Origin of the sequence: Hymenobacter jeollabukensis, from assembly GCF_005771675.1 — a bacterium.
Taxonomy (GTDB): Bacteria; Bacteroidota; Bacteroidia; order Cytophagales; family Hymenobacteraceae; genus Solirubrum; species Solirubrum jeollabukense.
This window is the reverse complement of sequence record NZ_VAJM01000001.1, coordinates 374,452-399,856: the sequence shown is the minus strand read 5'-3', so window position 1 is coordinate 399,856 and position 25,405 is coordinate 374,452. Positions and strand designations below refer to the sequence as shown.

The 25,405-nt window shown below is 66.0% G+C and carries 24 protein-coding genes; 7 read left to right on the top strand and 17 right to left on the bottom strand.

What is annotated here, in order from left to right:
• Positions 1–22 precede the first annotated feature (22 nt).
• From accB to FDY95_RS01770, 9 genes are all read right to left on the bottom strand, one after another.
• Complete coding sequence (gene accB / locus FDY95_RS01810; RefSeq protein ID WP_138075007.1) at positions 23–508, bottom strand: acetyl-CoA carboxylase biotin carboxyl carrier protein; 486 nt, start codon at positions 506–508, stop codon at positions 23–25.
• A gap of 28 nt (positions 509–536) precedes the next feature.
• Entirely contained in the window at positions 537–1,100 is a 564-nt protein-coding gene (gene efp, locus FDY95_RS01805; protein ID WP_138075006.1) for an elongation factor P, read from the bottom strand.
• Positions 1,101–1,280: 180 nt separating this feature from the next.
• Positions 1,281–2,294 carry a beta-ketoacyl-ACP synthase III gene (locus FDY95_RS01800; protein WP_111476450.1) on the bottom strand — a complete coding sequence of 338 codons (1,014 nt, stop codon included), beginning with the start codon at positions 2,292–2,294 and terminating at the stop codon, positions 1,281–1,283.
• 114 nt (positions 2,295–2,408) lie between these two features.
• Entirely contained in the window at positions 2,409–3,353 is a 945-nt protein-coding gene (gene plsX, locus FDY95_RS01795; protein WP_111476451.1) for a phosphate acyltransferase PlsX, read from the bottom strand.
• Positions 3,354–3,437: 84 nt separating this feature from the next.
• Complete coding sequence (gene rpmF / locus FDY95_RS01790; protein ID WP_111476452.1) at positions 3,438–3,659, bottom strand: 50S ribosomal protein L32; 222 nt, start codon at positions 3,657–3,659, stop codon at positions 3,438–3,440.
• A gap of 48 nt (positions 3,660–3,707) precedes the next feature.
• Positions 3,708–4,247, bottom strand: a complete 540-nt coding sequence (locus tag FDY95_RS01785) for a YceD family protein (RefSeq protein ID WP_138075005.1) — start codon at positions 4,245–4,247, stop codon at positions 3,708–3,710.
• 78 nt (positions 4,248–4,325) lie between these two features.
• Positions 4,326–4,694, bottom strand: coding sequence for a helix-turn-helix domain-containing protein (locus tag FDY95_RS01780; protein WP_138075004.1), 369 nt, complete (start codon positions 4,692–4,694; stop codon positions 4,326–4,328).
• 416 nt (positions 4,695–5,110) lie between these two features.
• Positions 5,111–6,130 (bottom strand): 4-hydroxythreonine-4-phosphate dehydrogenase PdxA, encoded by a 1,020-nt coding sequence (gene pdxA, locus FDY95_RS01775; RefSeq protein WP_138075003.1) that lies wholly within the window; start codon positions 6,128–6,130, stop codon positions 5,111–5,113.
• A 200-nt stretch (positions 6,131–6,330) separates the two neighbouring features.
• Positions 6,331–7,779: a leucyl aminopeptidase family protein gene (locus FDY95_RS01770; protein ID WP_138075002.1), complete on the bottom strand. Its 1,449-nt coding sequence runs from the start codon at positions 7,777–7,779 to the stop codon at positions 6,331–6,333.
• A 140-nt stretch (positions 7,780–7,919) separates the two neighbouring features.
• Here FDY95_RS01770 and rsmA point away from each other — a divergent pair, with 140 nt between their 5' ends.
• From rsmA to FDY95_RS01745, 5 genes are all read left to right on the top strand, one after another.
• Positions 7,920–8,714, top strand: a complete 795-nt coding sequence (rsmA, locus tag FDY95_RS01765) for a 16S rRNA (adenine(1518)-N(6)/adenine(1519)-N(6))-dimethyltransferase RsmA (protein WP_138075001.1) — start codon at positions 7,920–7,922, stop codon at positions 8,712–8,714.
• A gap of 107 nt (positions 8,715–8,821) precedes the next feature.
• Complete coding sequence (locus FDY95_RS01760) at positions 8,822–9,763, top strand: NAD(P)-dependent oxidoreductase (RefSeq protein WP_138075000.1); 942 nt, start codon at positions 8,822–8,824, stop codon at positions 9,761–9,763.
• Positions 9,764–10,156: 393 nt separating this feature from the next.
• Positions 10,157–10,627 carry a transcription elongation factor GreA gene (greA, locus tag FDY95_RS01755; RefSeq protein ID WP_111476460.1) on the top strand — a complete coding sequence of 157 codons (471 nt, stop codon included), beginning with the start codon at positions 10,157–10,159 and terminating at the stop codon, positions 10,625–10,627.
• Between the two features lie 187 nt (positions 10,628–10,814).
• A complete protein-coding gene (locus FDY95_RS27040; protein WP_138074999.1) occupies positions 10,815–11,708 on the top strand; it encodes a nuclease A inhibitor family protein in 894 nt (297 codons plus the stop codon).
• A gap of 219 nt (positions 11,709–11,927) precedes the next feature.
• The gene (locus FDY95_RS01745; protein WP_138074998.1) at positions 11,928–12,338 is read left to right on the top strand and encodes a hypothetical protein; all 411 of its coding nucleotides are present in this window, start codon (positions 11,928–11,930) and stop codon (positions 12,336–12,338) included.
• Between the two features lie 83 nt (positions 12,339–12,421).
• On the opposite strand, the gene FDY95_RS01740 is transcribed toward FDY95_RS01745, so the two are convergent.
• From FDY95_RS01740 to FDY95_RS01730, 3 genes are all read right to left on the bottom strand, one after another.
• Entirely contained in the window at positions 12,422–13,876 is a 1,455-nt protein-coding gene (locus FDY95_RS01740; RefSeq protein WP_138074997.1) for a DNA/RNA non-specific endonuclease, read from the bottom strand.
• Between the two features lie 97 nt (positions 13,877–13,973).
• Positions 13,974–15,116 (bottom strand): tail fiber domain-containing protein, encoded by a 1,143-nt coding sequence (locus FDY95_RS01735; protein WP_138074996.1) that lies wholly within the window; start codon positions 15,114–15,116, stop codon positions 13,974–13,976.
• A gap of 307 nt (positions 15,117–15,423) precedes the next feature.
• Positions 15,424–16,830 carry a D-alanyl-D-alanine carboxypeptidase gene (locus tag FDY95_RS01730; protein WP_138074995.1) on the bottom strand — a complete coding sequence of 469 codons (1,407 nt, stop codon included), beginning with the start codon at positions 16,828–16,830 and terminating at the stop codon, positions 15,424–15,426.
• Positions 16,831–17,169: 339 nt separating this feature from the next.
• Between FDY95_RS01730 and FDY95_RS01725 the strand changes: the two genes are divergently transcribed.
• Positions 17,170–18,816, top strand: a complete 1,647-nt coding sequence (locus FDY95_RS01725; RefSeq protein ID WP_138074994.1) for a vWA domain-containing protein — start codon at positions 17,170–17,172, stop codon at positions 18,814–18,816.
• An 82-nt stretch (positions 18,817–18,898) separates the two neighbouring features.
• Here the strand turns inward: FDY95_RS01725 and FDY95_RS01720 are convergent, their stop codons facing one another.
• Together FDY95_RS01720 and FDY95_RS01715 are read right to left on the bottom strand one after the other, a co-directional pair.
• Positions 18,899–19,816, bottom strand: coding sequence for an anti-sigma factor (locus FDY95_RS01720; RefSeq protein ID WP_138074993.1), 918 nt, complete (start codon positions 19,814–19,816; stop codon positions 18,899–18,901).
• Positions 19,817–19,822: 6 nt separating this feature from the next.
• Entirely contained in the window at positions 19,823–20,377 is a 555-nt protein-coding gene (locus FDY95_RS01715) for an RNA polymerase sigma factor (RefSeq protein WP_246073896.1), read from the bottom strand.
• Positions 20,378–20,571: 194 nt separating this feature from the next.
• Between FDY95_RS01715 and FDY95_RS01710 the strand changes: the two genes are divergently transcribed.
• Complete coding sequence (locus FDY95_RS01710) at positions 20,572–21,969, top strand: NAD-dependent succinate-semialdehyde dehydrogenase (protein ID WP_138074992.1); 1,398 nt, start codon at positions 20,572–20,574, stop codon at positions 21,967–21,969.
• Positions 21,970–22,052: 83 nt separating this feature from the next.
• On the opposite strand, the gene FDY95_RS01705 is transcribed toward FDY95_RS01710, so the two are convergent.
• The 3 genes from FDY95_RS01705 to FDY95_RS01695 form a co-directional block, all read right to left on the bottom strand.
• The gene (locus tag FDY95_RS01705; RefSeq protein WP_138074991.1) at positions 22,053–22,823 is read right to left on the bottom strand and encodes a YdcF family protein; all 771 of its coding nucleotides are present in this window, start codon (positions 22,821–22,823) and stop codon (positions 22,053–22,055) included.
• Between the two features lie 180 nt (positions 22,824–23,003).
• Complete coding sequence (locus tag FDY95_RS01700; protein WP_138074990.1) at positions 23,004–23,360, bottom strand: thioredoxin family protein; 357 nt, start codon at positions 23,358–23,360, stop codon at positions 23,004–23,006.
• A gap of 170 nt (positions 23,361–23,530) precedes the next feature.
• On the bottom strand, positions 23,531–25,300 hold the full coding sequence (locus FDY95_RS01695) for a DUF885 domain-containing protein (RefSeq protein WP_138074989.1): 1,770 nt from the start codon (positions 25,298–25,300) through the stop codon (positions 23,531–23,533).
• Between the last annotated feature and the right edge of the window lie 105 nt (positions 25,301–25,405).

Sequence of the window (25,405 nt, the reverse complement as noted above, 5' to 3'; positions counted from 1 at the left end):
CTCACAGTCTCATGTCCAAGGATTACATCGGCTCGATCAGGAACAGGGGCTGGTCGTACTCCACGGGGGAGGCGTTGTCGACCATGGCCTTCACGATGCGGCCACGCTGCTCGGCTTCGATTTCGTTGAACAGCTTCATGGCTTCGATGATGCAAATCACCTGGCCCTGCTCCACCACGTCGCCCACGTTCACGAAGGAGGGGCTTTCGGGGCTGCTCGAGCGGTAGAAGGTGCCAATCATCGGGGCTTTCAGCGCTACCGTGTTGCTGGCAGCCGGCGCTTCGGCGGCGGCAGGCGCAGCAGCCGGGGCGGCCGGAGCGGCGGCGGGGGCAGGCGCAGCAGCCGGGGCGGCTACGGGTGCCGGGGCGGCGGGAGCTGCCGAGGCCACGTATTTCGTGTTCGGCTCGCGCTGAACCGAAATCTTGAATTCTTCCGTCTCGATGTTGACCTTGTTCAGGCCCGACTTCGCGATGAAGTCGATGAGGTCTTGCAGTTCTTTGGCTTTCATGGCAGCGGGGGAGGGCTTCGCTTGGTCCTTATTTGACTCTTTCGACATAGGAGTAGTCGCGGGTGTCGACCTTGATTTTCTGGTCCTGGTCAATGAACAAAGGCACCTGGATGCGGGCCCCCGTCTCCAGGATGGCCGGCTTCAGGGTGTTGGTGGCCGTGTCGCCGCGCAGGCCGGGCTCGGTGTAGGTCACCACCAGCTCCACGAAGGCGGGCAGCTCGGCAGTCAGCGGCTGCTCGGTTTCGGCGTGCATCAGGATGGTCGCCATCTGGCCTTCCTTCATCAGGTCGGCGAAGGGCACCATGGCCTCGGGCAGCGTAATCTGCTCGAAGCTGTCGGTATCCATGAAGGTGTAGCCGTAGTCGTCCTTGTACAGGTACTGGTGCGGGCGCTGCTCCACGCGGGCCGTTTCCACTTTCACGCCGGCGTTGAAGGTGTTGTCAATCACCTTGCCGGTCTTGATGTTGCGCATTTTGGTGCGCACGAAAGCGGGGCCTTTGCCGGGCTTCACGTGCTGAAACTCCGTGATGACGTGCAGGTCCCCGTTGTAGTTCAACACGAGGCCATTGCGAAAATCCGCGGTGGTTGCCATGAGGTAAAGAAGAGTTTGGGTTGACGCCGCTGCCGGGCTGATTCCGGAAAACCGTCGGGCTGCCGCGCCAGGGGAGGAAAACGATTGGGGGAGAAAACAAAAACGTGCCGACCCGTCCGGGTGGGCGGGGCGGCACGTCGGGAGGTGCAAGTATAGGGGTTCCGCGCCGGCCGCCTGAAATTAAGCGGTTTGCGGACCAGGCTTCGGGTCGTAGGCCCACTTCACGTAGAGCGCGCCCCAGGTGAAGCCGCCGCCGAAGGCCGCCACAATCAGGTTGTTGCCGCGACGCAGCTGGCTTTCGTAGTCCGAGAGGCAGAGCGGAATGGTGGCGTTGGTGGTGTTGCCGTACTTGTAGATGTTCAGCATCACCTTGTCGGCGCCGATGCCCACGCGCGAGGCGGTGGCGTCGATGATGCGCTTGTTGGCCTGGTGCGGCACCAGCCAGTCGATGGTGTCGGCGGTGAGGCCGTTGCGCTCGGCCACGGTGCCGGCCACATCGGCCATGCCCTTCACGGCAAACTTGTACACCGTTGCGCCTTCCTGGTACACGAAATGCTCCCGGTTGGTCACCGTCTCGATGGACGGCGGGCGGCGCGAGCCGCCGGCTTTCTGGTACAGGTAGTTTTCGCCGATGCCGTCGGAGCGCAGCTCCTGGTCGAGGATGCCGTAGCCGTCGGTGGTCGGTTCCAGCAGCACCGCGCCGGCCCCGTCGCCGAACAGGATGCAGGTGCTGCGGTCGGTGTAGTCGGTAATGGCCGACATCTTATCGGCCCCGACGATGATGACTTTCTTGTACAGACCCGCCCGGACGAACGAGGCGCCGGTGGCCAGGGCAAACAGGAAGCCCGAGCAGGCGGCCGAAATGTCGTAGCCGAAGGCATTCTTGATGCCCACGCCTTCGCAGATGATGTTGGCCGTAGCCGGGAAGACCATGTCCGGCGTGGTGGTAGCGCAGATCAGCAGCTCCACTTCCTCGGGCCGGGTGCCGGTTTTGTCCAGTAGCTGCTGCACGGCCTTGATGGCCATGACCGAGGTACCCTGATTTTCACCTTTCAGGATGCGGCGCTCCTTGATGCCGGTCCGGGTCTGAATCCACTCGTCGTTGGTATCGACCAGCTTTTCGAGTTCCTGGTTGGTCAGCACGTACTCGGGTACGTAGGCGCCTACGCCGGTAATGGCAGCGGTCAGCTTCATGGGCAAGAGAAAAAGAAAGGTGCGGCTGATGAGAAGGCGCCGCCTAAAACGGCCGCCAAGGTAGTAAAAAGTCCGACCGAGGTGGCCGGACTGAGCGGCGGATGTGCTTCCGCGCTAGGACTTGAAGGTGTCCTTGATCTGGTCGGCAATGCCCGACTTGGCCATCTGGAAGCCCTGCATCAGCATGCTGCAGATAGCCTTCGGCCCGCTCACGCCGTGGCCGATGATGACGTTGTCGTTGATGCCCAGAATCGGGGAGCCGCCCACGCCTTCGTAGTCGAACTTGTGGAAGAACGGGTCCTTATGGATGCCCTTCTCGTGCATGATGTCGTAAAACGACTCCGAGAGCTTCAGAATCACGTTCCCGGTGTAGCCGTCGCACACAATCACGTCGGCCTTCTCATTGAACATGTCGCGGCCCTCGATGTTGCCGATGAAGTGAATGTGGGGGTTCACTTTCAGCAGGTTGTAGGCGGCTTGCAGCAGGGCGGTGCCCTTGCCTTCTTCCTCCCCGAGGTTCATCAGGCCTACTTTCGGCCGATCAATGCCCAACACGTACTGCGCGTAGAGCGAGCCAAGCTCGGCAAACTGCTCCAGCATTTCGGGCTTGCACTCGGCGTTGGCGCCGGCGTCCACCATCACGCCGTACTCGCCTTTCAGCTTGGGCACGAGGTTGGCAATGGCCGGGCGCATCACGCCGGGCACGGGCTTCACGCTGAAGATGGCGCCCACCAGCATGGCACCGGTGCTGCCAGCCGAGCAGAAGGCTTCCACGTCGCTGCCGTGCAGCAGCTTGTAGCCCACGGCAATACTGGAATCGGGCTTTTGCTGCAGGGCTTTGGTGGGGTGTTCCCCCATGGCAATGACCTGCGTGGCGGGCACGAACTCAATATTGCGGGCACGCTCGCCGTGCGCGTCGAGCAGGGGGCGCACGGCTTCTTCCTGGCCGATGACCACAATAGTGGCCTGGCCATCGAGTTGTTCGGCGGCCAGCACGGCTCCGTCCACGGCAGCTTTGGGGGCGAAGTCGCCGCCCATGGCGTCGAGGGCTATTTTCATGAAAGCGGGATGAAGAACAGTCGGCGGTAATGTAAAACCGGCGGCCGGGTGAGGGCCGCCGGCTGGGCTAGGAGCGGGTCGGGGCTATTCCTCGTCGGTGCTGGGAGCGGCCGAAGCTACCGGAGCGTAGCCGGCAATAGCTACTTTACCGTTGAGGTACAGGTCACCATCTACCACGTACGCGCGGTGACGCAGGTGCAGCTCGCCGGTGGTCTGGCAAACGGAAACCGGCTTCGGGTCGAGCTTGTAGTGGGTGCGACGCTTGTCGCGGCGGACGGCGGAAATGCGTCGTTTGGGGTGTGCCATGAGTGAAAGTGAAGAAAAAAATGAAAAAACGGGAGAAGGGGTGCGGCCTTAGTTTAGGTTCCGCAGCGCATTCCAGCGCGGGTCGCCGGGGTCCTGGTCATCATCGTCCTCGGCGTCCGAAGACGAGCCGGTGGAGTAGATGAGCTTGACTTCGGCGTCGGGGTTGTCGTCCTCCTCATTCTGGAAGCGCGGGTGCAGCTTCTTCATGGGCAAGGCCAGACCGATGTAGTCGAACAGGTGCTGGGCCATCGGCAGGGTCTGCGTGTCGGGCGTCACCTGCAGCACGTCGTCGTCGAGCTCCAGTTCCTGGTCGCCGAAGCGCAGCAGCAGCTGGTTTTCCACGTCGATGGGCTGGTCGAACTCGTCGAGGCTCCGGTCGCAGATCAGCTGCACGGTGCCCACGATGTGCGTGTCGATGACGATGCGCTGGGCGGTTTTGTCGACCACCACATCGGCGCGCAGCTTGCCGTCCGGAATCAGGGTCTGGTCGAATTGCTCGAAGAACGCCTGGTCGAGGTCAAACACGAACTCGTGCTTTTTCTCGGTCAGGGCGGCCAGCGGCAGGTCGTATTTATGGTCCTTTTTCACGGAGTCGGTTCAGGCGGGCGGCAAAAATAGCAATATTTCGCCGCTTGAATGAGGGTTGAGGGAAGCTTCAGCGGGAGTTTAGGCCTTTTTGAGAATAAACTCCGGACTGATGCCCAGCCGCTCGTAGAGCTTTTTGGCCAGATCCAGGGTTACGCGGCGCTTGCCACTCAGGATCTGGGACAGGGCGCCGGCCGGCACTTCCAGCAGCTGCGCCAGCTCTTTCTGCTTGAGGCGCATCTGCTGCCGCTTCAGCTCAATCATGTCGGCCAGCGACTCCGGCAGCGACGGAATGGGCATCAGCCCGAGCTGGCCCTCGTAGGCGTCGATGGCCACGACCAGCTCCCGAAACTCGGTTTCCAGCGCCACGTTGCCCTCGAAACCGGCGGCCACCAGTGCGTCGAGGCGGCGCAGGGCAGACTTATATTCCGAAGGGTTGTGGAGCGTCATGAGCGAGGTGAAGCGAGGGTGGAACGGCGGAATCAGACGGTGCCAATCAGCCTTTCCGGCTACAAAGGTGCAGCAGAAATTGCGAAATCAAAAACAAAGTTTCGTTTTTGAAAAGAATGTTTCTGTGATGGTAATAGTAAATGCGCCGCTCCTAGGTTGTAATCAAGGCGTAAAGGGTTCATGCACAGCCGCCGAGCGGCGTCATATTGGTAGGGGCGACGTGCAGAAAGAACAGCCGAGCTGCAGCGCAGCGGCATGGCAGAGGTGCCGCTAGAACGTCAAAATTAGCCCCACATCAGCAAGGCAATGCCGCTGCGCTGCAGCTTGGCTGTTCTTCTATACCGCTGGGTTACTACCAACATGTCGCCGCGCTGCGGCTGGGGACGACTCAGACGGCCACGCGCCGCAATGCCGGATTACCGCGCCGTGGCTTCCTTCTCCTTGTTGCGGTTGCGTACCAGGTCACAGGCCAGGTACAGGGCTTCGCGGAAAGAGGTCGGGTCGGCGTCGAACTTGCCGGCCAGGCCGTAAGCGGTGCCGTGGTCGGGAGAGGTGCGGATGACGGGCAGGCCGGCGGTGAAGTTGACGCCCCGCTCGAAGGCAATGGTTTTGAACGGGATGAGGCCCTGGTCGTGGTACAAGGCCAGGGTGGCGTCGAACTGCCCGTACTGCCGGGTGCCGAAGAAGCCGTCGGCAGGGTAGGGGCCGTAGACGAGGTGGCCGTCGTTGAGGAATTGCTGGATAACCGGCATCACCAGATCCTGTTCTTCTTTGCCGATCAGGCCTTTTTCGCCGGCGTGCGGATTCAGGCCCAGCACGGCCACCCGGGGCTTATCGATGCCGAAATCCTGGCGCAGGGAGTGCAGCAGCATCCGGAGCTTGCCGCTGAGTACCTCGGAGGTGAGGCGGGCGGGCACGTCCTTTAGGGCAATGTGGCCGGTGGCGGTGGCCACGCGCAAATCGTCGGCCACCAGGAACATCAGGCTGTCGTTGTTGGGGCTGAAGTGGTGAGCCAGGAACTCGGTGTGGCCGGGGAAGTTGAATCCCTCGCCCTGGGTGTTTTCCTTGCTGATGGGCGCCGTCACCAGCGCGTCGATCAGCCCGGCCTTGAGGTCCTCGGCGGCGGCAATCAGGGACAGGCGGGCGGCGCGACCGGACGCTTCGGTGGGCTGGCCGGGCGTGAGTACGAAGTCCTCGTCCCAGCAGGTCACGGCGTTGACTTTGCCGGCCGTGATGTCGGCTGCCTCGCGCACCTGCCGGAAGCTCAGCGGCGGGTGGTGCTTATCGTGCGGGAAGTCGTCGAAGAGGGTGGCGGCGGTGCCGTAAACTACCGGGGTGCAGAAGCGTAGAACCCGCGGGTCCTGCAGGGTGCGGTAGATGATTTCGGGGCCGATGCCGGCCAGGTCGCCGGTGCTGATGCCAATGCGGGGAAGCATTCTGTGGAGTTGGTGCTAAGGGAGGAGAGAAGCAGCTGAACCGAAGCAGCTGACTAAACAGAACGTCATGTCGAGCTTGTCGAGACATCTCGCGTGTTTGGTCTGAAAGCAATTTCCTCGTTCAACGAACGGGTTGCTATCTGGCATCAGCACGCAAGATGCCTCGGCTGCGCTCGGCATGACGTTCTTAGAAAACCAGGCTACGCGCGGCTGGTTAGGAAATCGTAAATCAGCCGCACGGCCGTGCCGGTGCCGTTTTTGCCGCGGTACGAGTCGGGAGCGGTGAGGTAGGCGGGGGCGGCAATGTCGAGGTGAATCCAGGGCGTGCCTTCGATGAAGCGCTCCAGGAACTTGCCGGCCGAAATGGCGCCGGCTTCGGCTTTGCCCAGGTTGTTGATGTCGGCAATGTCGCTCTTGATGTGCTCGGCGTACTCGTCCCAGAGCGGAAACTCCACGATCCGCTCGTGCACGCGGCGGCCGGCGGCGGCCAGCTCCTGCATTGTTTCGTCGCCGCAGGTGCCCATGGCCACGATGCCCTCCTTGCCGATGGCGCGGGCGGCCGAGCCGGTGAGCGTGGCCGCGTCGATAACCAGCTCGGGCTGGTATTTCTTGGCGAAGTGCAGCGCATCGGCCAGGATGAGGCGGCCTTCGGCGTCGGTGTTGAGCACTTCCACCGTGAGGCCCGAGTGCATGGTCAGCACGTCGCCAGGGGCGAAGGCGTTGCCGCCGGGGCGGTTGTCGGTGGCGGGCACCAGGCCGATGACGTGCAGCGGGACGTTGTTTTTGGCCAGGGCGTAGAGCGTGCCCACCATAGCGGCGGCGCCGGCCATGTCGCACTTCATAAAGTCCATGCTGCCGGGCGTGGGCTTTAGGCTCAGGCCGCCGGTGTCGTACACCACGCCCTTGCCCACCAGCACGTAGGGCTTGTCATTTTTGGCGCCCGCGGGCTTCCACTCCATGATGGTGAAGGTGGGCGGCTCGGGGCTGCCTTGGTTCACGGCCAGCAGCCCGCCCATGCGCAGGGCTTCGATGCGGGCCTGGTCGAGGATTTCGACCTGGAAGCCGGCCTGCTCGCCCGCGGCGGCCATCTGCTCGGCAAAGTTGGTGGCGGTGAGCTTGTTGGCGGGCAGGTTCACCAGGTCGCGGGCCAGCTCCACGCCGCTGAGCAGGTGGGCCAGGGCCGTCACCTCGGCTTCGGCGGCGTCCACCAGCACCACGCGCTGCAGGTCGGCCGGCTGCTTGCTTTTCTCGTCGGTTTTGTAGCCCTCGAACTGGTAGGCCGTCAGGTACAGGCCTTCGGCCAGGGGCAGGGCGGCTTTCTTTTCAGCGGTCAGGTCGACGATGTGCAGCTCCTTGACTTTGGCGGTTTTCAGCTTGGCGTGCAGCTCGTGGCCCTTGCGGCGCAGCTGCTCGGCGTTGAGGTCGGCGGTTTTCTTCTCTTCGGCCACCACCACGTACAGGCGGTGCGAGTACAGGTTCACGGCGAACAGCTTCTGCTCGGCGGCCAGCTGGCTTTCGGCGTACTGGCGGGCAGCCTCGGGCAGGGCGGGGGCTTGGGCGGGCAGGGAAGTGCTGCCGGCGGGCAGAATCACGACGGTATCGGCGGGGCCGGCGGGCAGCGCGGCGGCAGTGGCGAGTTGGAGAGACATTAGCGCAGGTATAGCTTCGGCGCGCAAGTTATCGGGTTATGCGTAACCGCCGCGTAACACGCGGGCGGCGCGGCCCGGCCGGGCTTTCGTACTTTTGCCGCCCAATCCAACGCGCGAAGCTGTCCTTTGCGCCCCCGCCCGTGGAACGCGTCACCCCGAAGAAGCACCTGGGCCAGCATTTTCTGGCCGACCTCAACATTTCTCGCGACATCGCCGAAAGCCTGCGCCTGCCCGACGGCGTGCGCCACGTGCTGGAAGTGGGCCCCGGCATGGGCGTGCTCACGCAGTTCCTGCTGGAGCGCCCGGACGCGTACGAAACCACCGTTATCGAAATCGACCGGGACTCGGTGGCCTACCTGAAAGTGCATTTTCCGGCCCTGCAGGACCGCATTCTGTCGGCCGACTTTCTCAAGCAGGACCTGGGCAAGCTGTTCAATAACGAGCCGCTGGCCGTCATCGGCAACTTTCCTTACAACATCAGCACCCAGATTTACTTCAAGGTGCTGGAGCACCGCCAGCAGGTGCGCGAGTGCGTGGGCATGATCCAGAAGGAAGTGGCCGAGCGCATTGCCGCCGGCCCCGGCTCCAAGGTCTACGGCATCCTGAGCGTGCTGGTGCAGGCTTTCTACGACACCGAATACCTCTTCACGGTGCCCCCGCACGTGTTTGTGCCGCCGCCCAAGGTGCAGAGCGCGGTGCTGCGCCTGACGCGTAATAAAGTAGAGCGTCTCGACTGCGATGAGAAGCTGTTCTTCCAGGTGGTGAAGCAGGCCTTCAGCACCCGCCGCAAGACGCTGCGCAACTGCCTCAAGCCCCTGGGGATGCCCGCCGAAGCCATGACCGAGCCCATCTTCGACAAGCGCGCCGAGCAGCTCAGCGTGCAGGATTTCATCGGCCTGACCCAGCAGGTGGCCGCGCACCGCAAGCAGGGCTAAGTACTGCCGGCCAGCGGATTGCCGCTGGCTCCCGCTCGATGCCTGCGGCTTAGGCCAACCGGGCGTGGTTTTCGCTGTTCCGTTCTCTCCACCACCTATCCTGAGCTATGATCTGCTGCCTTGTCGTCGATGAAATGCACCCTTCGCTAAAGACGCTCATGCGTGAAGCCGGGGTGCAGATTGATTACGAACCCGATTTGCTGCCCGCCGAAGTGCCGGCTGCGTTAGCCAAAAGACCCTACGACGGCCTGATCGTGCGCTCCAAGGTGCGCGTGACGGCCGAGCTGCTGCGCCACGGCCACCAGCTTCGCTTCGTGGCCCGCGCCGGCGCCGGCGTCGACAACATCGACGTGGCGGCCCTGGAGGCGGCCGGCGTGGCGCTGGTGAATGCGCCCGAAGGCAACGCCCAGGCCGTGGGCGAATTTGCGGTGGGCACGCTGCTGGCCCTGCTGCGCAAAGTGGCCTCGGCCGACGCCGAGGTGCGCCGCGGCGAGTGGCAGCGCGAAGCCAACCGCGGCTACGAGCTGCAGGCCCGCACCGTGGGCATTATCGGCGCGGGCCACATGGGGCGCAGCTTTGCCCGCTGCCTGCGCGGCTTCGGCTGCACCGTGCTCGGCTACGACCACGACCCGGCCGTAGCCGCCACCGACTACCTGCCGCTGGTGAGCCTGGCGGAGCTGCAGCAGCGCTGCGACGTGCTCAGCATCCACATTCCGTACTCGCCCGAAAACCACGGCTTCGTCAACGAGGCACTGCTGCGCGGATTCCACCACAAGCTCTGGCTGCTCAACACGGCCCGCGGCGAAGTGCTCGACCACAGTGCCCTGGTGCCGCTGCTGCGCGAAGGCAAGCTGCGCGGCGCGGCCCTCGACGTGCTCGACAACGAGCGGCTGAGCGGCCTCAAGCCCGAGCAGCGCACCCGCTTTGAGTATCTGCGCACGGCTCCCAACGTGGTGCTCACCCCGCACGTGGGCGGCTGGACGCACGAGTCCTACCAGCGCATCAACGAGGTGCTGGCTCGGAAGATTGGTGAGTTGGTGAGGGTGTGAAATGGTGCGTTTTCGGAGGCGCTGACGCCGGTTTGTCAACAGCACGTTGCGCAACCGTGGCCTACATACCGCCGGCTCTCAGCCTGCGTCCGGCGCCCGCGCGAAACCACTGGGCCGCCACTGTAACCGTCTACGCTGGTTGCATACCTGCTTTACGCCGGGCTCCGGTTACGCCAGCGGCTAAACCGGGACCAGTGCGCCGGGCCGAACCAAAAAATGAGGTTCTGGCAATCAGAACAGTCACGCACCATTTCACCATCTCACCAGTTCACCGGTTGCGCACTGTGGGCCTGATTGCCTATATTTGCTGATGCCTGTTCGGGAGAACGGCCGGCAGCGCCGGCCGTTCTCCTTGTTTTTTTACCTGATTGACCCACCACACCCTACTTCGTCATGGCCGTCAACTATTATACCGCCGAAGGCTTGCAAAAGCTGAAGGACGAACTGCAGGATCTTAAAATCCGCGGTCGGGCCGAGGCAGCCCGCCAGCTGGCCGAAGCCCGCGACAAAGGTGACCTGAGCGAAAACGCCGAGTACGACGCGGCCAAGGAGTCGCAGGGCCATCTGGAGCTGAAAATCTCCAAGCTCGAAGAAATCATCGGCAACGCCCGCATCCTCGACGACAGCAACCTGGACAACAGCAAGGTGTTGATCATGAGTAAGGTGAAGCTGAAGAACCTGAAGAACAACATGGTGCTCGACTACACGCTGGTGGCCGAAGAAGAAGCCAACCTGGCCGCCGGCAAAATCTCGGTGAAGTCGCCCATCGGCAAGGGCCTGCTGGGCAAGTCGGCCGGCGACGTGGCCGAAATCACCGTGCCCGCCGGCAAGCTGCAGTTCGAAATCCTGGAAATCAGCCGGTAAGCGGTGAGATGGTGAGTGGTGAACTGGTGAGTTGACCATTACTGCTCTCCTGCGACATTGTAAAAAGGGCGAAGCTGCGGCTTCGCCCTTTTGCATTTTGCCCCGTACTTTGACGGCCGGCCCAATCGGCCCGCCTGGTGCCGCCAGAACGGCAACTCACCAGTTCACCACCTCACCATTTCACCGCATGCCTTCCATCTTTTCCCGCATCGTGGCGGGTGAGCTGCCCGCCTACAAAGTGGCCGAAGACGAGCATCACCTGGCCTTTCTCGACATCACGCCGCTGGTGGAGGGCCACACGCTGGTCATTCCCAAGAAGGAGGTCGACTACATCTTCGACCTGCCCCCGGCCGAGTTGGCGGCGCTGCACCAGTTTGCCCAGCGCGTGGCCAAGGGCGTGAAGGCCGCCGTGCCCTGCAAGCGCATCGGGGTGGCCGTTATCGGGCTGGAAGTGCCGCACGCGCACATTCACCTGATTCCGATGAACCAGGTGTCGGACATGAACTTCGCCAACCCCAAAATCAAGGTGCCCGAGGAGCGTATGAAGGAGCTGGCCGCCGCTATTGCCGCCAAGGTGCCCGGTGCCGACGGCAGCCCGGCCGCCAAAACGGCCGATAAGCCCCTGGAAAGCAAGGCGGAGCGCGAAACCGCCGCTTCCAACGTCGCCAAAACTGCCGACGCCAGCCCGGCCGATGCCTCGCTCGAGCAGCTGCGCCAGCTCACCGAAGGCCTGTACTTCGTCAGCGAATCGGATGCGCCGCTGACGGTGGTGAGCTACCAGGCCCCGAGTGGGGCGCTGGACGCCAAGGAGCTGCTGAAGCTGCTCAATCAGCCCGCCGACACGCCGGTGCAGGAGCAGGAGCTGACGTACTTCCTGCGCAACCACACCGCCGACGACGGCGTGCTCGGCAACGTGGACCTGGCCAACCGCTACAAAGCCCTGCAGATGTTCCTGAAACAGGAGCTGGAGGACGTGAAAGTGTACCGCATCGGGAAAGGGCCGCAGCTGGAGGCCTACGCCCTGGGCAAAACCAGCGGCGGCAAGCTGGCCGGCTTCAAAACCACCCTGGTGGAAACCTGAGCCGCCGGGCACTGGCCTGCGGGCATGAGCGCAAGGGGCCGCCGGTTGGCGCTGGTTTACGGGCCGTGCCGGCCGGCGGCCCCTTGGCTGAGGATGACGGAATGATAATGCGGGAAAGTCGTGGCTGATCGAATGCGGCGCGAAAGTTGCGTGAGCAGGCACCTAAAACCGGCTGCGGACGTTGTTGCGTAGCTTCAGTCATTCCTTATCCCAACGCTTATGTCACGGTTGCTAGTCGTTTGCTCATTGCTCCTGTTGGGGCACACTACCACTTCCTGGGCCCAGTCGGCGCCGACTGCCCTGGCAACTGCCAACGGCGGCCCGGTAGCGGCCGCGCCGGCCGCGTCTCCGGCCAGCATCGAAGCCTACGTCCGGCAAGCCAGCCGCGGCGGCGAAATGGACTTCGAGAAGCTGCTCGCCTCGAAAAAGCAGACCATGTTTCTGCACGACGGCAACATGTACAACCGCCACCAGTACGCCTTGGTGCTCTGGGGCATGCGGGCCAAAACGTTGGGCGTCGAAACGGCGGAGCGCGCCTGCGCCGTGTACGCCCAGGCCAGCAACCGCCCGCTCTCGGCCGCCGACCGGCAGCTGCTCGTCAGTGGTTTCGACAGCGGCACGCGGGAGTAACCGCCGTTGAATGCTCAATAAAGCGCAAGCCCGCTCTGGCAACTGCCGGAGCGGGCTTGTTCATGGTATAGCCGAAACCGGGCCTAGCGCGTGGGGCCGGCGTCGACCTGGGCTTCCAGCCGGGCCTGGGCCTCGACGGGCAGCAGGCTGAGCAGGTCGAGGCCGGTGGCGGCTTCGATGGCGTCGACGGAAGTGCGGTACTTCGCCCAGTCGGGGTCCACGCTGTTGTCGTTGGGCGTGTCGATGGCAATGAGGCGGGCCTGGCCGCCGGCAATGCGCTGCAGGTCGCCGGAGCCGTTGGGCAGCACCACCAGCACCTTCCACACGCGCTTGGGCACGGTCACGTGGCCGTTGTCGAGGGTTTGGGCGGGGCCGTTGGAGCCGGTGCCGCCGCGGCCGTAGCTGCCCATCAGCACGTACACTTCGTTGCCGGCCTGCACCAGGTCGCGCGAGTAGTCTTCGAGGTGATTCCAGGTACGCTGGTTGTTCATGGGCGCCTGCGGAATCATGTTGGTCATCAGGAAGGTGGCCGAGTTGTCGTCCAGCGTCAGGCTGCGGTCGGCCGAGGGGCAGTTGTGGCCCTTGTCGAAGCCCGAGCCGGAGTAGGAGCGGGGCGTGACCTGGTACCAGCCGCGGGGCAGGGCCGGGTCGGGGCGAAAGTCGTCCTGGCGCGGGGCCGAGCCCATCCACGCCTTGCTCAGGTGCCACACCACCCAGTTGGGCGTGCCCCGGTCGCGGGAGTAACTGAGAGTGTACTGGGGCTTCACCATCAGGTAGTTGTTGGGCGACTGGGCGGGGCTGCTGGTGGCGCCGCTGGGGTTGCCGAGGCTGAGCGGGTCGTCCTGACCCGCCGGACCGGTGCCCTGCGGCAAGGTGGCCGGCGCAGTGGTGGTAACCGGTGCGGCAGCGGCGGGCGTTTTGGCGCCGTTGCCGGCCACGGCGGGCGGGGTGCCGCCCTGGTAGGGCTCCACCGAGAAGTCGTCGATGTTCAGCCGGTCGTCGCCGCCATCGAGCTTGCGGATTTCCAGGCGCAGCGGGCCGGGGCGGTTCACCACGATGGTAGCGGGCAGGCCGGCGCCTTCCACCTTGATTTCGCTGCCCACGGGCTGCCAGCTACGGCCGCGGTCCTGGGAGCCCCAGAGCTGCCAGCGCACGGCGCCATCCTTGCCGTAGCTGGCGTGAAAGACGCGCACCCGGCCGGCGCCGGCGGGCAGGTCGAAGCGCATCTGGGCGCGGCCCTTGCCGCGCAGGCGCAGGGCTTTCTGGCCGTGCTTGTGGTCTTGCTCGGCCGTGCCGATGAGGGCGTCGTCGAGCAGCCAGCGGCCGGAGGGCAGGGTTTCTTCGGCGGCGGCGTAGGAGCCCTTGCTGCCGGCTTCGAAATCTTCGCTGAGGGTTTTACCAGTTTGCAGCACCACGGCATCGGCGCCGGGCGCGGCGGCAGCGGCTTGGTGGGCTTCGTCGGGGCTGCGCTGGAAGCAGGCGGCCAGGGCGCCGGTCAGCAGCAGGGCGGGCAGGAGCGGGGAGGTATTCAGGCGCATAGGGTACGGAGGAGGGGCGCAATATAGAAAAGCGGGCCGTCCGTGGCACCGGCCGTTGGGGCTACCGCCGCCCCGCCGCCCGCGCCGGGGGCGGCCTTTACCGGGTGGCGGGGCGGCGGCGCAGCAGCAGCAGGGCCAGCAGACCGGTGCCGAGGGTCAGCAGGATGGTATTCAGGTTCAGCGGCAGGCCGGCAGTGCTGGGGGCAATGGCCACTTGCTCCAAGGCGGTGAGGCGGGCGCGCAGCCGCTCGTTTTCGACTTGCAGGGCGCGGGTGCGGGCGTCGAGGGCCTGCACACCGGCCAGGGCTACGCCGTCGGCGTCCACGGTACCGATGCTGATGCTGTCGGGGCCGAGCTGGAAGGCGCGGTAGAAGTCCTGGGCCATGGGGCCGAGGTGGCGCACCGGGCCGGTTTCCTGCTTGTAGCTCCAGCGGGTGATGGGCAGCCGGCGCAGGCGGCGCAGCACGTCCTCGCCCGACACGGCCTCGAAGCGGTGCTTCCTGTGGCGGTCGGAGGTATTGGTCCACACGCCGCTGGTGCTCAGGTAGGCCCCGGTGGAGGTGGAGATGACCGCGTTGTTCTGGCCCCAGTTGTTGGTAACCGTACCCGACTGGAAGGTGACGCCGGTGGTCAGGTTGCTGCTGGTAAAGACGCGGAAGCCGCCCGACACCCGCCAGTTGGCCAAGTGGTTGACGCCGGCCCGGAAGGCATTGTTGTTGGAGCCGCCGTTATCGTGCACCACGGAGCGGTCGGCGAAGACGAAGGAGCCCTGCCGGGCGTTGGTGTGCGCGTCGTAGCCCAGGGCCACCGAGGTGGCGCCCGACGCGACGGCGTATTCGCCCGCGGCAACGGAACCGAACTGGGCGGCCGTCACGTCCTTGCCGAAGGCGGTAGAGTATTCGCCAAAGGCCCGGCAGTTGAAGCCGGCAGCGGTGGAGTAGCTGCCGATGTTGGCCGCGTCCCACTGGGTGCCGTCGATGCCCCCGGCGCGGAAGGCGCCTTTGCCGGGGTACCAGATCAGGCGGGTGCCGCTGCCTTCCAGCGGGACGCCAAGGCCGCTGGGGTCCCCGTCGTAGTCGCCGCCGAGGTAGAGGCCGCCGGTGGTCTGCAGCTGCAGGCGCGTGGCCGGCGTGGCGTCGGTGGTTTTGACTTCCACGAGGGAAGCGGGGTACTGGGCGGCGGCGGCCAGGGGCAACAGGGCCAGGGCACCGACGCGCAGGCAGGCAAAGAAGCGGGGCATACGAAGGGCAGTTGAGAGAAAGAGGAGCTAAATATAGGGCAGTGATAATAGGTGTAATGCGCAGCCACCGGGTACTGCGGGAGAATTGCTGGCAGCGGCTGGGAATAGCAAGCCCAGGTGGCAAGCATGAGCAGGACGAAGCGGCCGGCAACTGTGGCGCGGGCCAGTGCCCGCAGTCGGGCGAACCGTTCACCGCATTTAGTGCCCGCCGCCGTGGACTGAGCCGAAGCCCGGCGCCAAGCCCGCACTGCAGTGGGCCGTGCCGGTCTGACTACTGACTACTGCATACCGACTACCGACTACCCCCTTACAGCCGCCGGCGCACCTGGCCCAACACGCGCTCCACCTCGTTGCGCACGGCCCAGCTGCTGGCCGCGTGGTTGTTGTTGAGGAAGGCAAAGGCGACGAGCCGGCCCGAGCGGGTGCGCAGGTAGCCGCAGAGGTTGAGGTCGTGGCGCAGGGTGCCGGTTTTGGCCCAGAGCCAGGGGCCGTGGGCGTCGGCGTAGCGGCGACGCAGGGTGCCGGGGCCGCCGCCGGCCGCCAGCAGGCTCAGCAGGCGGTGCTCGGGCATCTCGGCGTGCAGGCGGCAGAGCAGGGCGGTCAGGTCGCGGGGAGTGAGCAGGTTCAGGGGCGAGAGGCCGGAGCCATCCACCCACACCGGGGCGTCGGGCAAAAAGGCGAGGCTGGTGCGGCGGGCCGCGCGGATGACGCGGCCGGTGCTCAGCGAGTCGTGGTAGCCCACCCGGGTGCTGCACAGGAGCAGCAGCTGCTCAGCCAGGAAATTGTCGCTCACGCGCAGCATGCGGCGGTAGAGCGTGTCGGCGGGCAGGCCCGGCAGGGTGCGGATGGTGTCGCCGCGGCCGGGGTGGGGGCGCCAGGGAGCAGCCACCACCCGGCGGCGCAGCGTGTCGCCGAGCAGGCGCAGCAGCAGGGTGCGGCTGGTGCGGTAGGGGACCTCGTCGACCCAGCGGCGCGGCGCGGGCAGGGCCACGAAGCGGTTGTCGAGCTGGGCGCGGCGCACGTGACCCTGGGCCGGGCCGGGCTCCGGGGCGGGGGCCAGCGCGGTGAGTGGCGCAAAGACGCGGGGGCGCACCTGCAGCCGGGCCGGGCGGCCGGGGCGGCGGCGCAGCGCGGGCACGGCGGGCGAGTAATAAAAACGCACTGTATGGCCGTAGAGCGGGAAGGCGCCGCGCTCGGCCTGGAAGTAGTAGCGGTAGTCGTCCCAGGCCCAGCCGGGGCCGTAGGCGGGGGCGGTGGGCAGCTCGCAGTAGGCCAGTACGCGCTCGGGGCGGGTAGCCAGGAAGGCGTAGGCCCGGCGCGAGGGCACGTCGGGGTGGAGGAAGGTCGGGTCGCCGGTGCCCTGGAAGTAGAGGGTATCGTGGCGGGAGAAGTAGCGCAGGCTGGGTAGCGTGTCGCCGAGCAGGTGCCGGGCCGCGTAGAAGCTAAGCAGCTTCAGGGTGCTGGCCGGCACGAAGTACTGGTCGGCGTGGTAGGCGTAAAAGGGCCGGGCGCTGTCGGCGTAGGCCAGGCTGAGGCCCACGGCGTGGCGACGCAGGCCGGGCGTGGTGGTCAGCAAGGAATCCAGCCAGGGCAGGGGCGTGGCGGCGGTGGCCGGGGGCGGCACGGCGGCCGGGCCGCGCTGGCGGGAGCAGGCAGGGGGCCAGGACAGACTCCAGGCCGTCAGCAGCAGAAGCAGGGAAGTACGGAGCAGCACGGGGCGCAAGATACGCAGGCGTGGCGGCTGGTTTCGCGGTCTATGGGGATTGGCAGCACGGGCTGCGGCAAAATAGCGGGAGGAAAAAGCGCCGTTTGCCGGGTTACTTCCCCCGCCTCGCCGGTATGTACAGAACCCCGGCGCTACTGGCGCCGGAGGCTTCACACCCGGCCCGGCGCCCTTGCGCCGCTGGCCGCGCCGGTGCTGCAGTTGCGGGTTTTCGTCGCGAAGAAAACCCGGGCCGCAGCGCCGCCCCCCGCAGGTCGCGAATTGCGGCGGGGCGGGTAGCCGGTGCGCCTAGACCGGGGCGTTTCCAGTCCACCTAAGCCTTTTCCTGCCATGACGATTATCCGCTTGCGGCCCCTGCGGGGGCTGCTGCTGGCGGCTGCGCTCTTGTCGGCCTGCAGCCAGCAATACTCCACCGAAAACCTGAAAGCCGGGGCCCAGCCCGAGCTGGTTGAAACCACCACGGATGCCGCAATGGCACCGGAGCCGGTGGCCAATCAGCCCGTGCCTGGCGCGGCCGACACGGCCCCGGCCCGCCGCGAGAATTACGCCGTCATCCACGAAAACCCGTTTCTCGACGCCCGGCGCAACCCGCTCAGCACCTTCGCCATCGACGTAGACCGGGCTTCATACGCCAACGTGCGCCGCTTTCTGCTGCAAAACCGCCAGCTGCCCCCGCCCGACGCGGTGCGGCTGGAGGAGCTGGTGAATTACTTTCCCTGCCAGTACCCGCAGCCCGGCAGCGGCCCCGCCTCGCTGAATGCCGAGGTGGCCGCCTGCCCCTGGAACCCCGCCCACCAGCTGGTGCTGGTGGGCGTGCAGGGCAAGGACGTTGCCTCCGAAAACCTGCCGCCGGCCAATCTGGTGTTTCTGCTCGACGTGTCGGGCTCGATGAACGACCCCGACAAGCTACCGCTGCTGAAAGAGTCGCTGCGGCTGCTGGTGCGCGAGCGGCTGCGGCCCCAGGACTACGTGAGCATCGTGGTGTACGCCGGGGCCGCCGGGCTGGTGCTGCCGCCCACTTCGGGCACCGAGCGGGAAACCATCCTGGGTGCCCTGGATAAGCTCGAAGCCGGCGGCTCGACGGCGGGCGGCGAGGGGCTGCGCCTGGCCTACGAGGTGGCGCGGCAGCACCGGCAGCCCGGCGGCAATAACCGCGTCATCCTGGCCACCGACGGCGACTTCAACGTGGGCGAGCAGAGCGACGCCGACATGGAGCGGCTGATTACCCGGGAGCGGGAGTCGGGAGTGTTTTTGTCGGTGCTGGGCTTCGGGCAGGGCAACCTGCAAGACAGCCAGATGGAGCTGCTGGCCGACAAGGGTAACGGCAACTACGCCTACATCGACCAGCTGGGCGAGGCCCGGCGGGTGCTGGTGCAGCAGTTCGGCGGCACGCTCTTCACCCTGGCCAAGGACGTGAAAGTGCAGGTCGAGTTCAACCCCGCCCTGGTGCGCGAGTACCGCCTGCTGGGCTACGAAAACCGCCTGCTGGCCGCCGAAGACTTCAACGATGACCGCAAAGACGCCGGCGAGTTGGGCGCGGGCCAGCAGGTCACGGCCCTCTACGAAATCGTACCCACCGGGTCCCCCACCGCCGCTGCCAGCCCCGCCGTCGATCCGCTGAAGTACCAGGCCACGGCCGCCACCTACGCGGCGGGCAGCAGCCCGGAGCTGCTCACCGTGAAGCTGCGCTACCAGGAACCGCAGGGCAGCCCCAGCCGCCTGCTCACCCTGCCCGTGCGCGGCGCCCGTCTCGACGAGCCCATTGTCCGGGCCTCCGACAACCTGCGCTGGGCCGCGGCCGTGGCGCAGTTCGGCCTGCTGCTGCGCGGCTCGCAGTACCGCGGCACGGCCAGCTGGGCCAGCACCCAGGAGCTGACCAGCCGCGCCACTGGCCCCGATGCCGACGGCACCCGCGCCGAGTTCCGGCAGCTGGTGCAACAGGCGGCGATGCTGCAAGGCGAAACCGCTCAGCGTTGAGCCCGCGCTACCGCCCACAAAAAAGCCGGGCCGCTGACGTCAGCGGCCCGGCTTTGGGCATTCGGCATTAGGGAAAAAGTACTTACAGCATCTGGCCCATCACCGTGAGGGCGGCCATGGTGGGGGTGGGGTGGCCGCCGGCGTCTTCCAGCGTCACGGCAAAGGCCTGGGCGCTGGCCACGTCCTTCATGCGCTGCAGACTGTCGCCAACAGCGGTGGTCTGGGCCAGCATGCCGGCGTCGACGGGCTTGCCCTTGTCGAGGGCCCATAGCTGGTACTGCTTGCCGCTGGGAGCGGCGGGCAGGTTCTTCACGTCCACGTATACGCGGCGGCTGACGGGGTTGTACATCACCCGGGCGCGGGCGCCGGGGGCCTGGGCCGTACCGGTCATCACCACCATGCGGAACTGCTCGTCGCGCAGCACCCCGATTTCCTGGGTACGCGCGGCCAGGCTTTTCTGCACGGCCTGGGTGGTAGCCGCGTAGCGGGCCTGCTCGGCCTGGGCCAGCACCAGTTGGTTTTCCGACTGCTGCCAGCGGCTGTAGAACAGCCAGTTGGCCCCCAGGCTCAGCAGCAGCGCCACCGAAGCGGCAATGGCCAGCCAGCGGAAGCCGCTGCCGGTAGATTCGGCGGGCAGGCTGCGCACCACGGCTTCGGGGGCCGGCGCGGCCTCGTAGCGGGGAGCCGGGGCGGTGGGCGCCACACTTGGCACTACATAAGGAGCGGACGTTTCGGTCGGCGCGGAGGGTTCGGCGGCTGAGGCGGCTTGATTAACGGCTTGCTGGAAGCTGCTGAGCACCCGCTCGCGCAGGGCGGCGGGCGGGGTCACGGCGTGGGCTTCGGCGTAGAGGCCCAGGGCCCGCTGTACGTTGATGAGTTCAGCCCGGATGGGCGGGTGTTCGGCCGCCAGCCGCTCCACCTCGGCCGCTTCGGCCGGGGAAAGCTGCTGCAGCGCGTACAGCTCTAGTTGACCCGATTCGATGTATTCCTCGATGTTCACGGCAGGTTATCGGATCAGGGTGGAGAGGACTTTGATGGCGGCGCGGGCGCGGGTTTTCACTGTACCTAGGGGCATATTCAGCTCGTCGGCCACCTCGCTTTGGGTGTAGCCTTCGAAATACAGCAAGTCGACAATTTGGCGCTGCTCAGGGTTCAATCGGCGCGTGAGTTCCTGCAGCCCGATGTGCTCGGGCCGGAAGGAATCGACGGCGGGTTGGCGCTCGGCAGGACTATCGTCCAGTGGCTGACTGTGAGAACTTACGCGGTACTGGCGGGAGCGGATTTTGTCGATGGCTAAATTTCTGCTCACGTTCAAAACCCACGTAAACAGGCGCCCTTTCGACGCGTCGTAGCTCGGAAACGAATGCCATATTTTTACCATGGCCTCCTGCAGCACGTCTTCGGCTTCTTCCTCGCGGCGCACGATGCGCAGGATTACGCCGTAGAGCGCAGCCGAGTACTTGTCGTAGAACTCGGTCATGGCGGACTCGTCCTGGGCGCGCAGCCGGGCTACGAGCTGCTGTTCAGCGGCGGGGGGCGACTCGGGTAGCAAACTGGTCACGGTGTGGGAAATGGGGCCGCCGCCGTGCCGGAGTGGGCGCAGACCGGGGCCGGTCAAAAGTAAGGACAAAACGCAGACGACAAAGGCGGCCGGGTCAACCCCGGAGTCGGCAAACCGGTTATAGGTAGCGGCCGCGCGCTTTCTGCGTACGTACTTACGGAGCCACCGTTGCCCGCCGATTTGCACTTTTGTTTATGCCCATCGAGTCCTACAACCCCTACACCGGCCGCGTGCTGCGCCGTTTCCGCCCCTTTGCCTGGTCCCGCGTCGAGCGGATTCTGGCCCAAAGCCACCGCGCCGCCGCCCAATGGCGACTGACCACGTTTGCCGAGCGCGCCCGCCTGATGCGCCGCGCGGCGGCCTTGCTGCGCGAGCGGGCCGACGAGCTGGCCCGCCTCATGGCCCTGGAAATGGGCAAACCCGTCGTCGACGGCCGGGCCGAAGCCCAGAAGTGCGCCCTCTGCTGCGACTACTACGCCGAGCACGCCGAAGCCTTTCTGGCCGACGAGGAAATCAAGACCGAGGCCCGGCGCAGTTTCATCAGCCACGAGCCCATCGGCGTGGTGCTGGCCGTGATGCCCTGGAACTTCCCCTTCTGGCAGGTGGTGCGCTTCGCCGCGCCCGCGCTGATGGCCGGCAACGTGGGGCTGCTCAAGCACGCCTCCAACGTGCCGCAGTGCGCCCTGGCCCTGGAAAAGATTTTCCACGACGCGGGCTTTCCGCCGGCCACCTTCCGCACCCTGCTCATCGGCTCCGAGCTGGTGAGCAAGCTCATCGAGGACGACCGGGTGCGGGCCGTCACGCTCACCGGCTCGGAGCCGGCCGGGGCGCAGGTGGCCGCCACGGCCGGTGCCCAGATCAAGAAAACCGTGCTGGAGCTGGGCGGCTCCGATGCCTTCGTCGTGCTGGCGGATGCCGACCTGGAGCTGGCCGCCAAAACCGCCGCCCAGGCCCGCATGATCAATGCCGGGCAGAGCTGCATTGCCGCCAAGCGCTTCATCGTGGAGAAGCCGGTGCTCAAGGAGTTCATCAGCAAGATGAAAACCCACCTGCTGGCCCTGCGCACCGGCGACCCGCTGCTGGAAACCACCCAGTACGGCCCCCTGGCCCGCCCCGACCTGGCCGACGAGCTGACCGAACAGGTCAATGACTCGGTGAAACAGGGCGCGAAGGTGGAGCTGTTCGGCGGGCAGTCGGCGCCCGGCACGGCGCTGTTCCGCCCCATGATCCTGTCAAACGTGAAGCCCGGGCAGCGGGCCTACGCGGAGGAGCTGTTCGGCCCGGTGGCGCTGGTGCTCGAAGCCAAGGACGCGGACGATGCCATCCGCCTTGCCAACGACTCGCGCTTCGGCCTGGGCGCCGCTATCTGGACCCGCGACGCGGCGCGCGGTGAGGCGCTGGCCCGGCGCATCGAGGCCGGGGCGGTGTTCATCAACGCGTTGGTGAAGTCTTCGCCCGAAATGCCCTTTGGTGGGGTCAAGAAGTCGGGCTACGGCCGGGAGCTGAGCTATTTGGGTATCCGCGAGTTTGTCAATCAGAAATCGGTGTGGGTAGCGCCGGCGCCCCAGTCGGAGGGTAAGAAGGTGGAATAGCCTAAGGATTGAATTGGGAAATCGTCCGTCATTCTGAGGCGCAGCCGAAGGATGACGGACGATTTCCCTATCCGCCCATTCCCTCACGCGTAGCCCAGCACCCGGTACACCACGTAGCCGCTGATTTCGTGCAGCAGCAGGCTCCAGCGGGCCAGCGCGTCGGCGTCGGGCACCAGCCAGTAATCGGGCGAGAGGCGACGGTCGGTGGTGACGAAGCCGGCGGGGAAGGGCGCCGGGCGCAGCCCCACGCGGTGGAAACAGCCCAGGGCCCGGCGCTGGTGAAAGGCCGAGGTGATGAGCACCAGCGACTTGATATCGGGGTGCCGGGCCAGCAGCTCCTTGGTGTAAAGGGCGTTTTCGCGGGTGTTGCGGCTTCGCTCTTCCAATAGGATGTCGCGGGCGGGCACGCCGGCCAGGCGCAGCAGCACGTACAGCTCGTGGGCTTCGGTGTGCCCGCGCGCACCCTTCAGCAGCCCCGAGCCGCCCGAGATGATGATGCGGCGGATGCGGCCGGCGCGGTACAGCCACAGGGCGTTGGTCAGGCGGTCGGCGCCACGGCCCAGGTACACCCGGTCGTGCGGCGACTTGCGCCCGTCGCCGATGCCGGTGAGCAGCACGCCCGCGTCGTAGGGGCCACCGAGCTGGCGCAGCGTCAACGGGGGCAGCTCCCAGGCCAGCAGGGCTTCGTTGACGAGGGCGTTGTTGGTGCCGATGACGAGCAGCAGCAGCGCCGTCAGCAGCAGGGCGCGGCGCCGGGCCGGGCGGCGGGTGAGCAGGGCGGCCAGCAGCAGCCCCAGCAGCCACAGGGCCGGCAGCAGCAGAAAGTCGAGCAGCTTGGAGAGCAGGAAAAACACGGCCGCAAAAATCACGGATTCTTGCGGATTTGCCGGATTACCCAGATTGCGTGGACGATTGATTCACGAACCTGCGTGGGTTTGACGAATTTCCTGGACTGCCAAGGTGCTCGTAACCTGGTGTCTGGCCGGGAATATGCCTTAATCACCAATCACCAATCACCAATCACCAATCACCAATCACCGCGTGTGCGGCACGAAGGCGCGCAGGCGGTCGAGCATGCCGCGCACGGCTTCTTCGGTGGTGAGCGAGTCGCACTCCAGCAGCTGGCCCTGGCAGTAGCTCACGAAAAACGGGGCCACGCGCTCCTGCATCAGCTTTTTGGCCACCGGATTTTCGTCGGAGTCCAGGCGCAGGAAAAGGATGGGCTGGTACTGCTCGTCGTCGGCAAACTTGGCGAAGGGCGGGGCCAGCAGCTCGCAGGTGGCGCAACCCTGGGAAGTGAACTTGGCGAAGACCTTCAGGTGGTCGTGGGTGTAGTGGCGCAGGCCCTCATCGTCGGTATCGTACACGCGCTGGCGGTCGGCTTCTTTCATTGCGGCAGGCTGAGTTAGGAGCTTGTGGAGAAGGTGTGTATCGGCCGTTGTACGCAACCGGCCCGCTTTTGGCTCAAATTGGGACGGCTGCCAGCCGCGCGCCCGGCGGACCGCAAAGCGCCGAGCCCCGCTCAGCGGAGCCCGGCGCGCCGGCACGGGTGATGGGCCGCTTAGCGCAGCATCAGCTGGCGGATGTACTTCACCGGGGCGCTGCCGTAGCTCAGGAACTGCTCGTTGAAGTTCTTCAGGTCGAAGGCCTTGCCCTGTTTCTGCTTCAGCTCCTCGCGCAGGGCCATGATTTCGCTGTAGCCGGTGAAGTAGGAGCTGAGCTGCACCTGGCTGAGCGTGGCGCGGCGCCACTTGTTACGGGCCTCGGCTTCCTCCTGAAATCCGTCGCGCATGAGCAGCTGCACCGTTTCGGGCTCCGTAATGCTGCCCGTCTGCACCAGGTGGTCGAGGATGGTGTTGAGCGTCACGCGCATGTTCCACTTGTCCCACATCAGCCAGATTTCGTCGGAGCCGCCGGCGTAGCCGCTTTCCAGCATCATGCGCTCGGCGTACACGGCCCAGCCCTCGATCATGGCCCCGTTGCCGAGCACGGCCTTGATGATGCTGGGCGAGCGGTTGGCGTACACCAGCTGGGTGTAGTGGCCCGGAATGGCCTCGTGGATGTTCAGAATCTGCAGGGTGTACTGGTTGTACTCGCGCAAATAGCTTTCGGCCTGGGCGGCGGGCTGTCCGTCCAGCGGCTCCACATTGTAGTAGGTGTCGGCGCCCTTGTCGTAGGGGCCGGGAGCCGAAACCGACGCGCCCGCGCCCGAGCCGCGCATGTACAGCGGGGTTTCGCGCACCACCAGCGGCTTGGTCGGGTCCTGGGTGAGCAGCTTCTTGTCGTCGACGAACTTGACGAGCACCGGAATCTGCTGGCGCACCGCATCCACGAAGCCGGCCTGCGTGGCGTGCTTCTCCGACAGCTTTTGAATGACCGCGCGGATGCGGGTGAGCGTGTCGGCGGGCATAGGCTGCGCGGCGAAGTACTTCGGCCAGAGGCGGGTGGCACGCCGGGCCATGTCCTGCAGCAGCTCCTGCTTGTGGCGCTGGGCCCGCTGGTACACTTCGTCGGCCGAGGCGTTGGCCACGATGTCGTAGCGGAATTTCTGGTCGAACAGCGTCTTGCCGATGCGGAAGCTGCGCCGGGCCTGGGGCCGCAGCTCCTTATCGAGGAAGCGCACGTACTCCTGCATCACCTGCCGGGTGGTTTCGATGCGGGCGCGCAGCTCCTCCTTCTCGCGGGCGGGCAGGTCGGCGCGGCTCACCGAGTCGAGCAGGGCGGGGCCGAACACGTCGAGGCCGCCGCGGTTCTGCAGGATGGCCAGCTCCAGGTGCTCCCGGGTGGGGTTCTGCAGGTTGGTTTTGGCCGCTTCGTAGTACTCGGCCACCCGGTTGATTTTGGCCGAAATGCTGCGCAGGCGCATGGCCAGCGGCTGGTAGCGGCCGTTAAGGATTTCGGCCACCGGGGCGCTGAGGTTGTACTGGCTCGGGTCCCATTGCCAGCTGCGCAGCGTGTCGTTGTACCAGCGCGTCGAGCGCAGCTGGTTCACCATCAGCAGGTAGTCGGTCTGGTTGTTGGGCGAGAGGCTGTCGAAAGCGAAGCCGCGCAGCTCCTTCAGGCCGCGGGCGGCGGCCACGTTCTCCACCTGCCGGCGCCCGGCCGTGGGAATGACGAGCACCGCGTCGTACTTGTGAAAGCCCTGCGAGGAGGCCCAGCCGGGGTTGTAGTACCAGAGCGAGTCGATGAACCGCTTCTTGTAACGGTCGAAGCCGATGTCGGCGGGCGAGGCCTGGGCCGCGTCTTGTTTGGCGTCGCGCTGGCAGGCGGCGGTGCCCAGCGCGCCGGCCGCGAGCAGCAGGCCCAGCAGGCGGGAGTAGGAGTGGGGCATAGAATCGGGGGGATTGAAACGACAAGGTAGCGGCAAATCCGCCCGTTGCTACCCGCCCGGCGGCTTCGGCGCGGGGCACCGCTCACGGCTGGGGCTGCGGGCTGC

Coding starts and splice junctions, on each gene's coding strand:
- accB (WP_138075007.1), bottom strand. CDS start 508: ATGAAAGCCAAAGAACTGCAAGACCTCATCGACTTCATCGCGAAGTCG.
- efp (WP_138075006.1), bottom strand. CDS start 1,100: ATGGCAACCACCGCGGATTTTCGCAATGGCCTCGTGTTGAACTACAAC.
- FDY95_RS01800 (WP_111476450.1), bottom strand. CDS start 2,294: ATGAAGCTGACCGCTGCCATTACCGGCGTAGGCGCCTACGTACCCGAG.
- plsX (WP_111476451.1), bottom strand. CDS start 3,353: ATGAAAATAGCCCTCGACGCCATGGGCGGCGACTTCGCCCCCAAAGCT.
- rpmF (WP_111476452.1), bottom strand. CDS start 3,659: ATGGCACACCCCAAACGACGCATTTCCGCCGTCCGCCGCGACAAGCGT.
- FDY95_RS01780 (WP_138075004.1), bottom strand. CDS start 4,694: ATGACGCTCCACAACCCTTCGGAATATAAGTCTGCCCTGCGCCGCCTC.
- pdxA (WP_138075003.1), bottom strand. CDS start 6,130: ATGCTTCCCCGCATTGGCATCAGCACCGGCGACCTGGCCGGCATCGGC.
- FDY95_RS01770 (WP_138075002.1), bottom strand. CDS start 7,779: ATGTCTCTCCAACTCGCCACTGCCGCCGCGCTGCCCGCCGGCCCCGCC.
- FDY95_RS01760 (WP_138075000.1), top strand. CDS start 8,822: ATGATCTGCTGCCTTGTCGTCGATGAAATGCACCCTTCGCTAAAGACG.
- greA (WP_111476460.1), top strand. CDS start 10,157: ATGGCCGTCAACTATTATACCGCCGAAGGCTTGCAAAAGCTGAAGGAC.
- FDY95_RS27040 (WP_138074999.1), top strand. CDS start 10,815: ATGCCTTCCATCTTTTCCCGCATCGTGGCGGGTGAGCTGCCCGCCTAC.
- FDY95_RS01745 (WP_138074998.1), top strand. CDS start 11,928: ATGTCACGGTTGCTAGTCGTTTGCTCATTGCTCCTGTTGGGGCACACT.
- FDY95_RS01740 (WP_138074997.1), bottom strand. CDS start 13,876: ATGCGCCTGAATACCTCCCCGCTCCTGCCCGCCCTGCTGCTGACCGGC.
- FDY95_RS01735 (WP_138074996.1), bottom strand. CDS start 15,116: ATGCCCCGCTTCTTTGCCTGCCTGCGCGTCGGTGCCCTGGCCCTGTTG.
- FDY95_RS01725 (WP_138074994.1), top strand. CDS start 17,170: ATGACGATTATCCGCTTGCGGCCCCTGCGGGGGCTGCTGCTGGCGGCT.
- FDY95_RS01710 (WP_138074992.1), top strand. CDS start 20,572: ATGCCCATCGAGTCCTACAACCCCTACACCGGCCGCGTGCTGCGCCGT.
- FDY95_RS01700 (WP_138074990.1), bottom strand. CDS start 23,360: ATGAAAGAAGCCGACCGCCAGCGCGTGTACGATACCGACGATGAGGGC.
- FDY95_RS01695 (WP_138074989.1), bottom strand. CDS start 25,300: ATGCCCCACTCCTACTCCCGCCTGCTGGGCCTGCTGCTCGCGGCCGGC.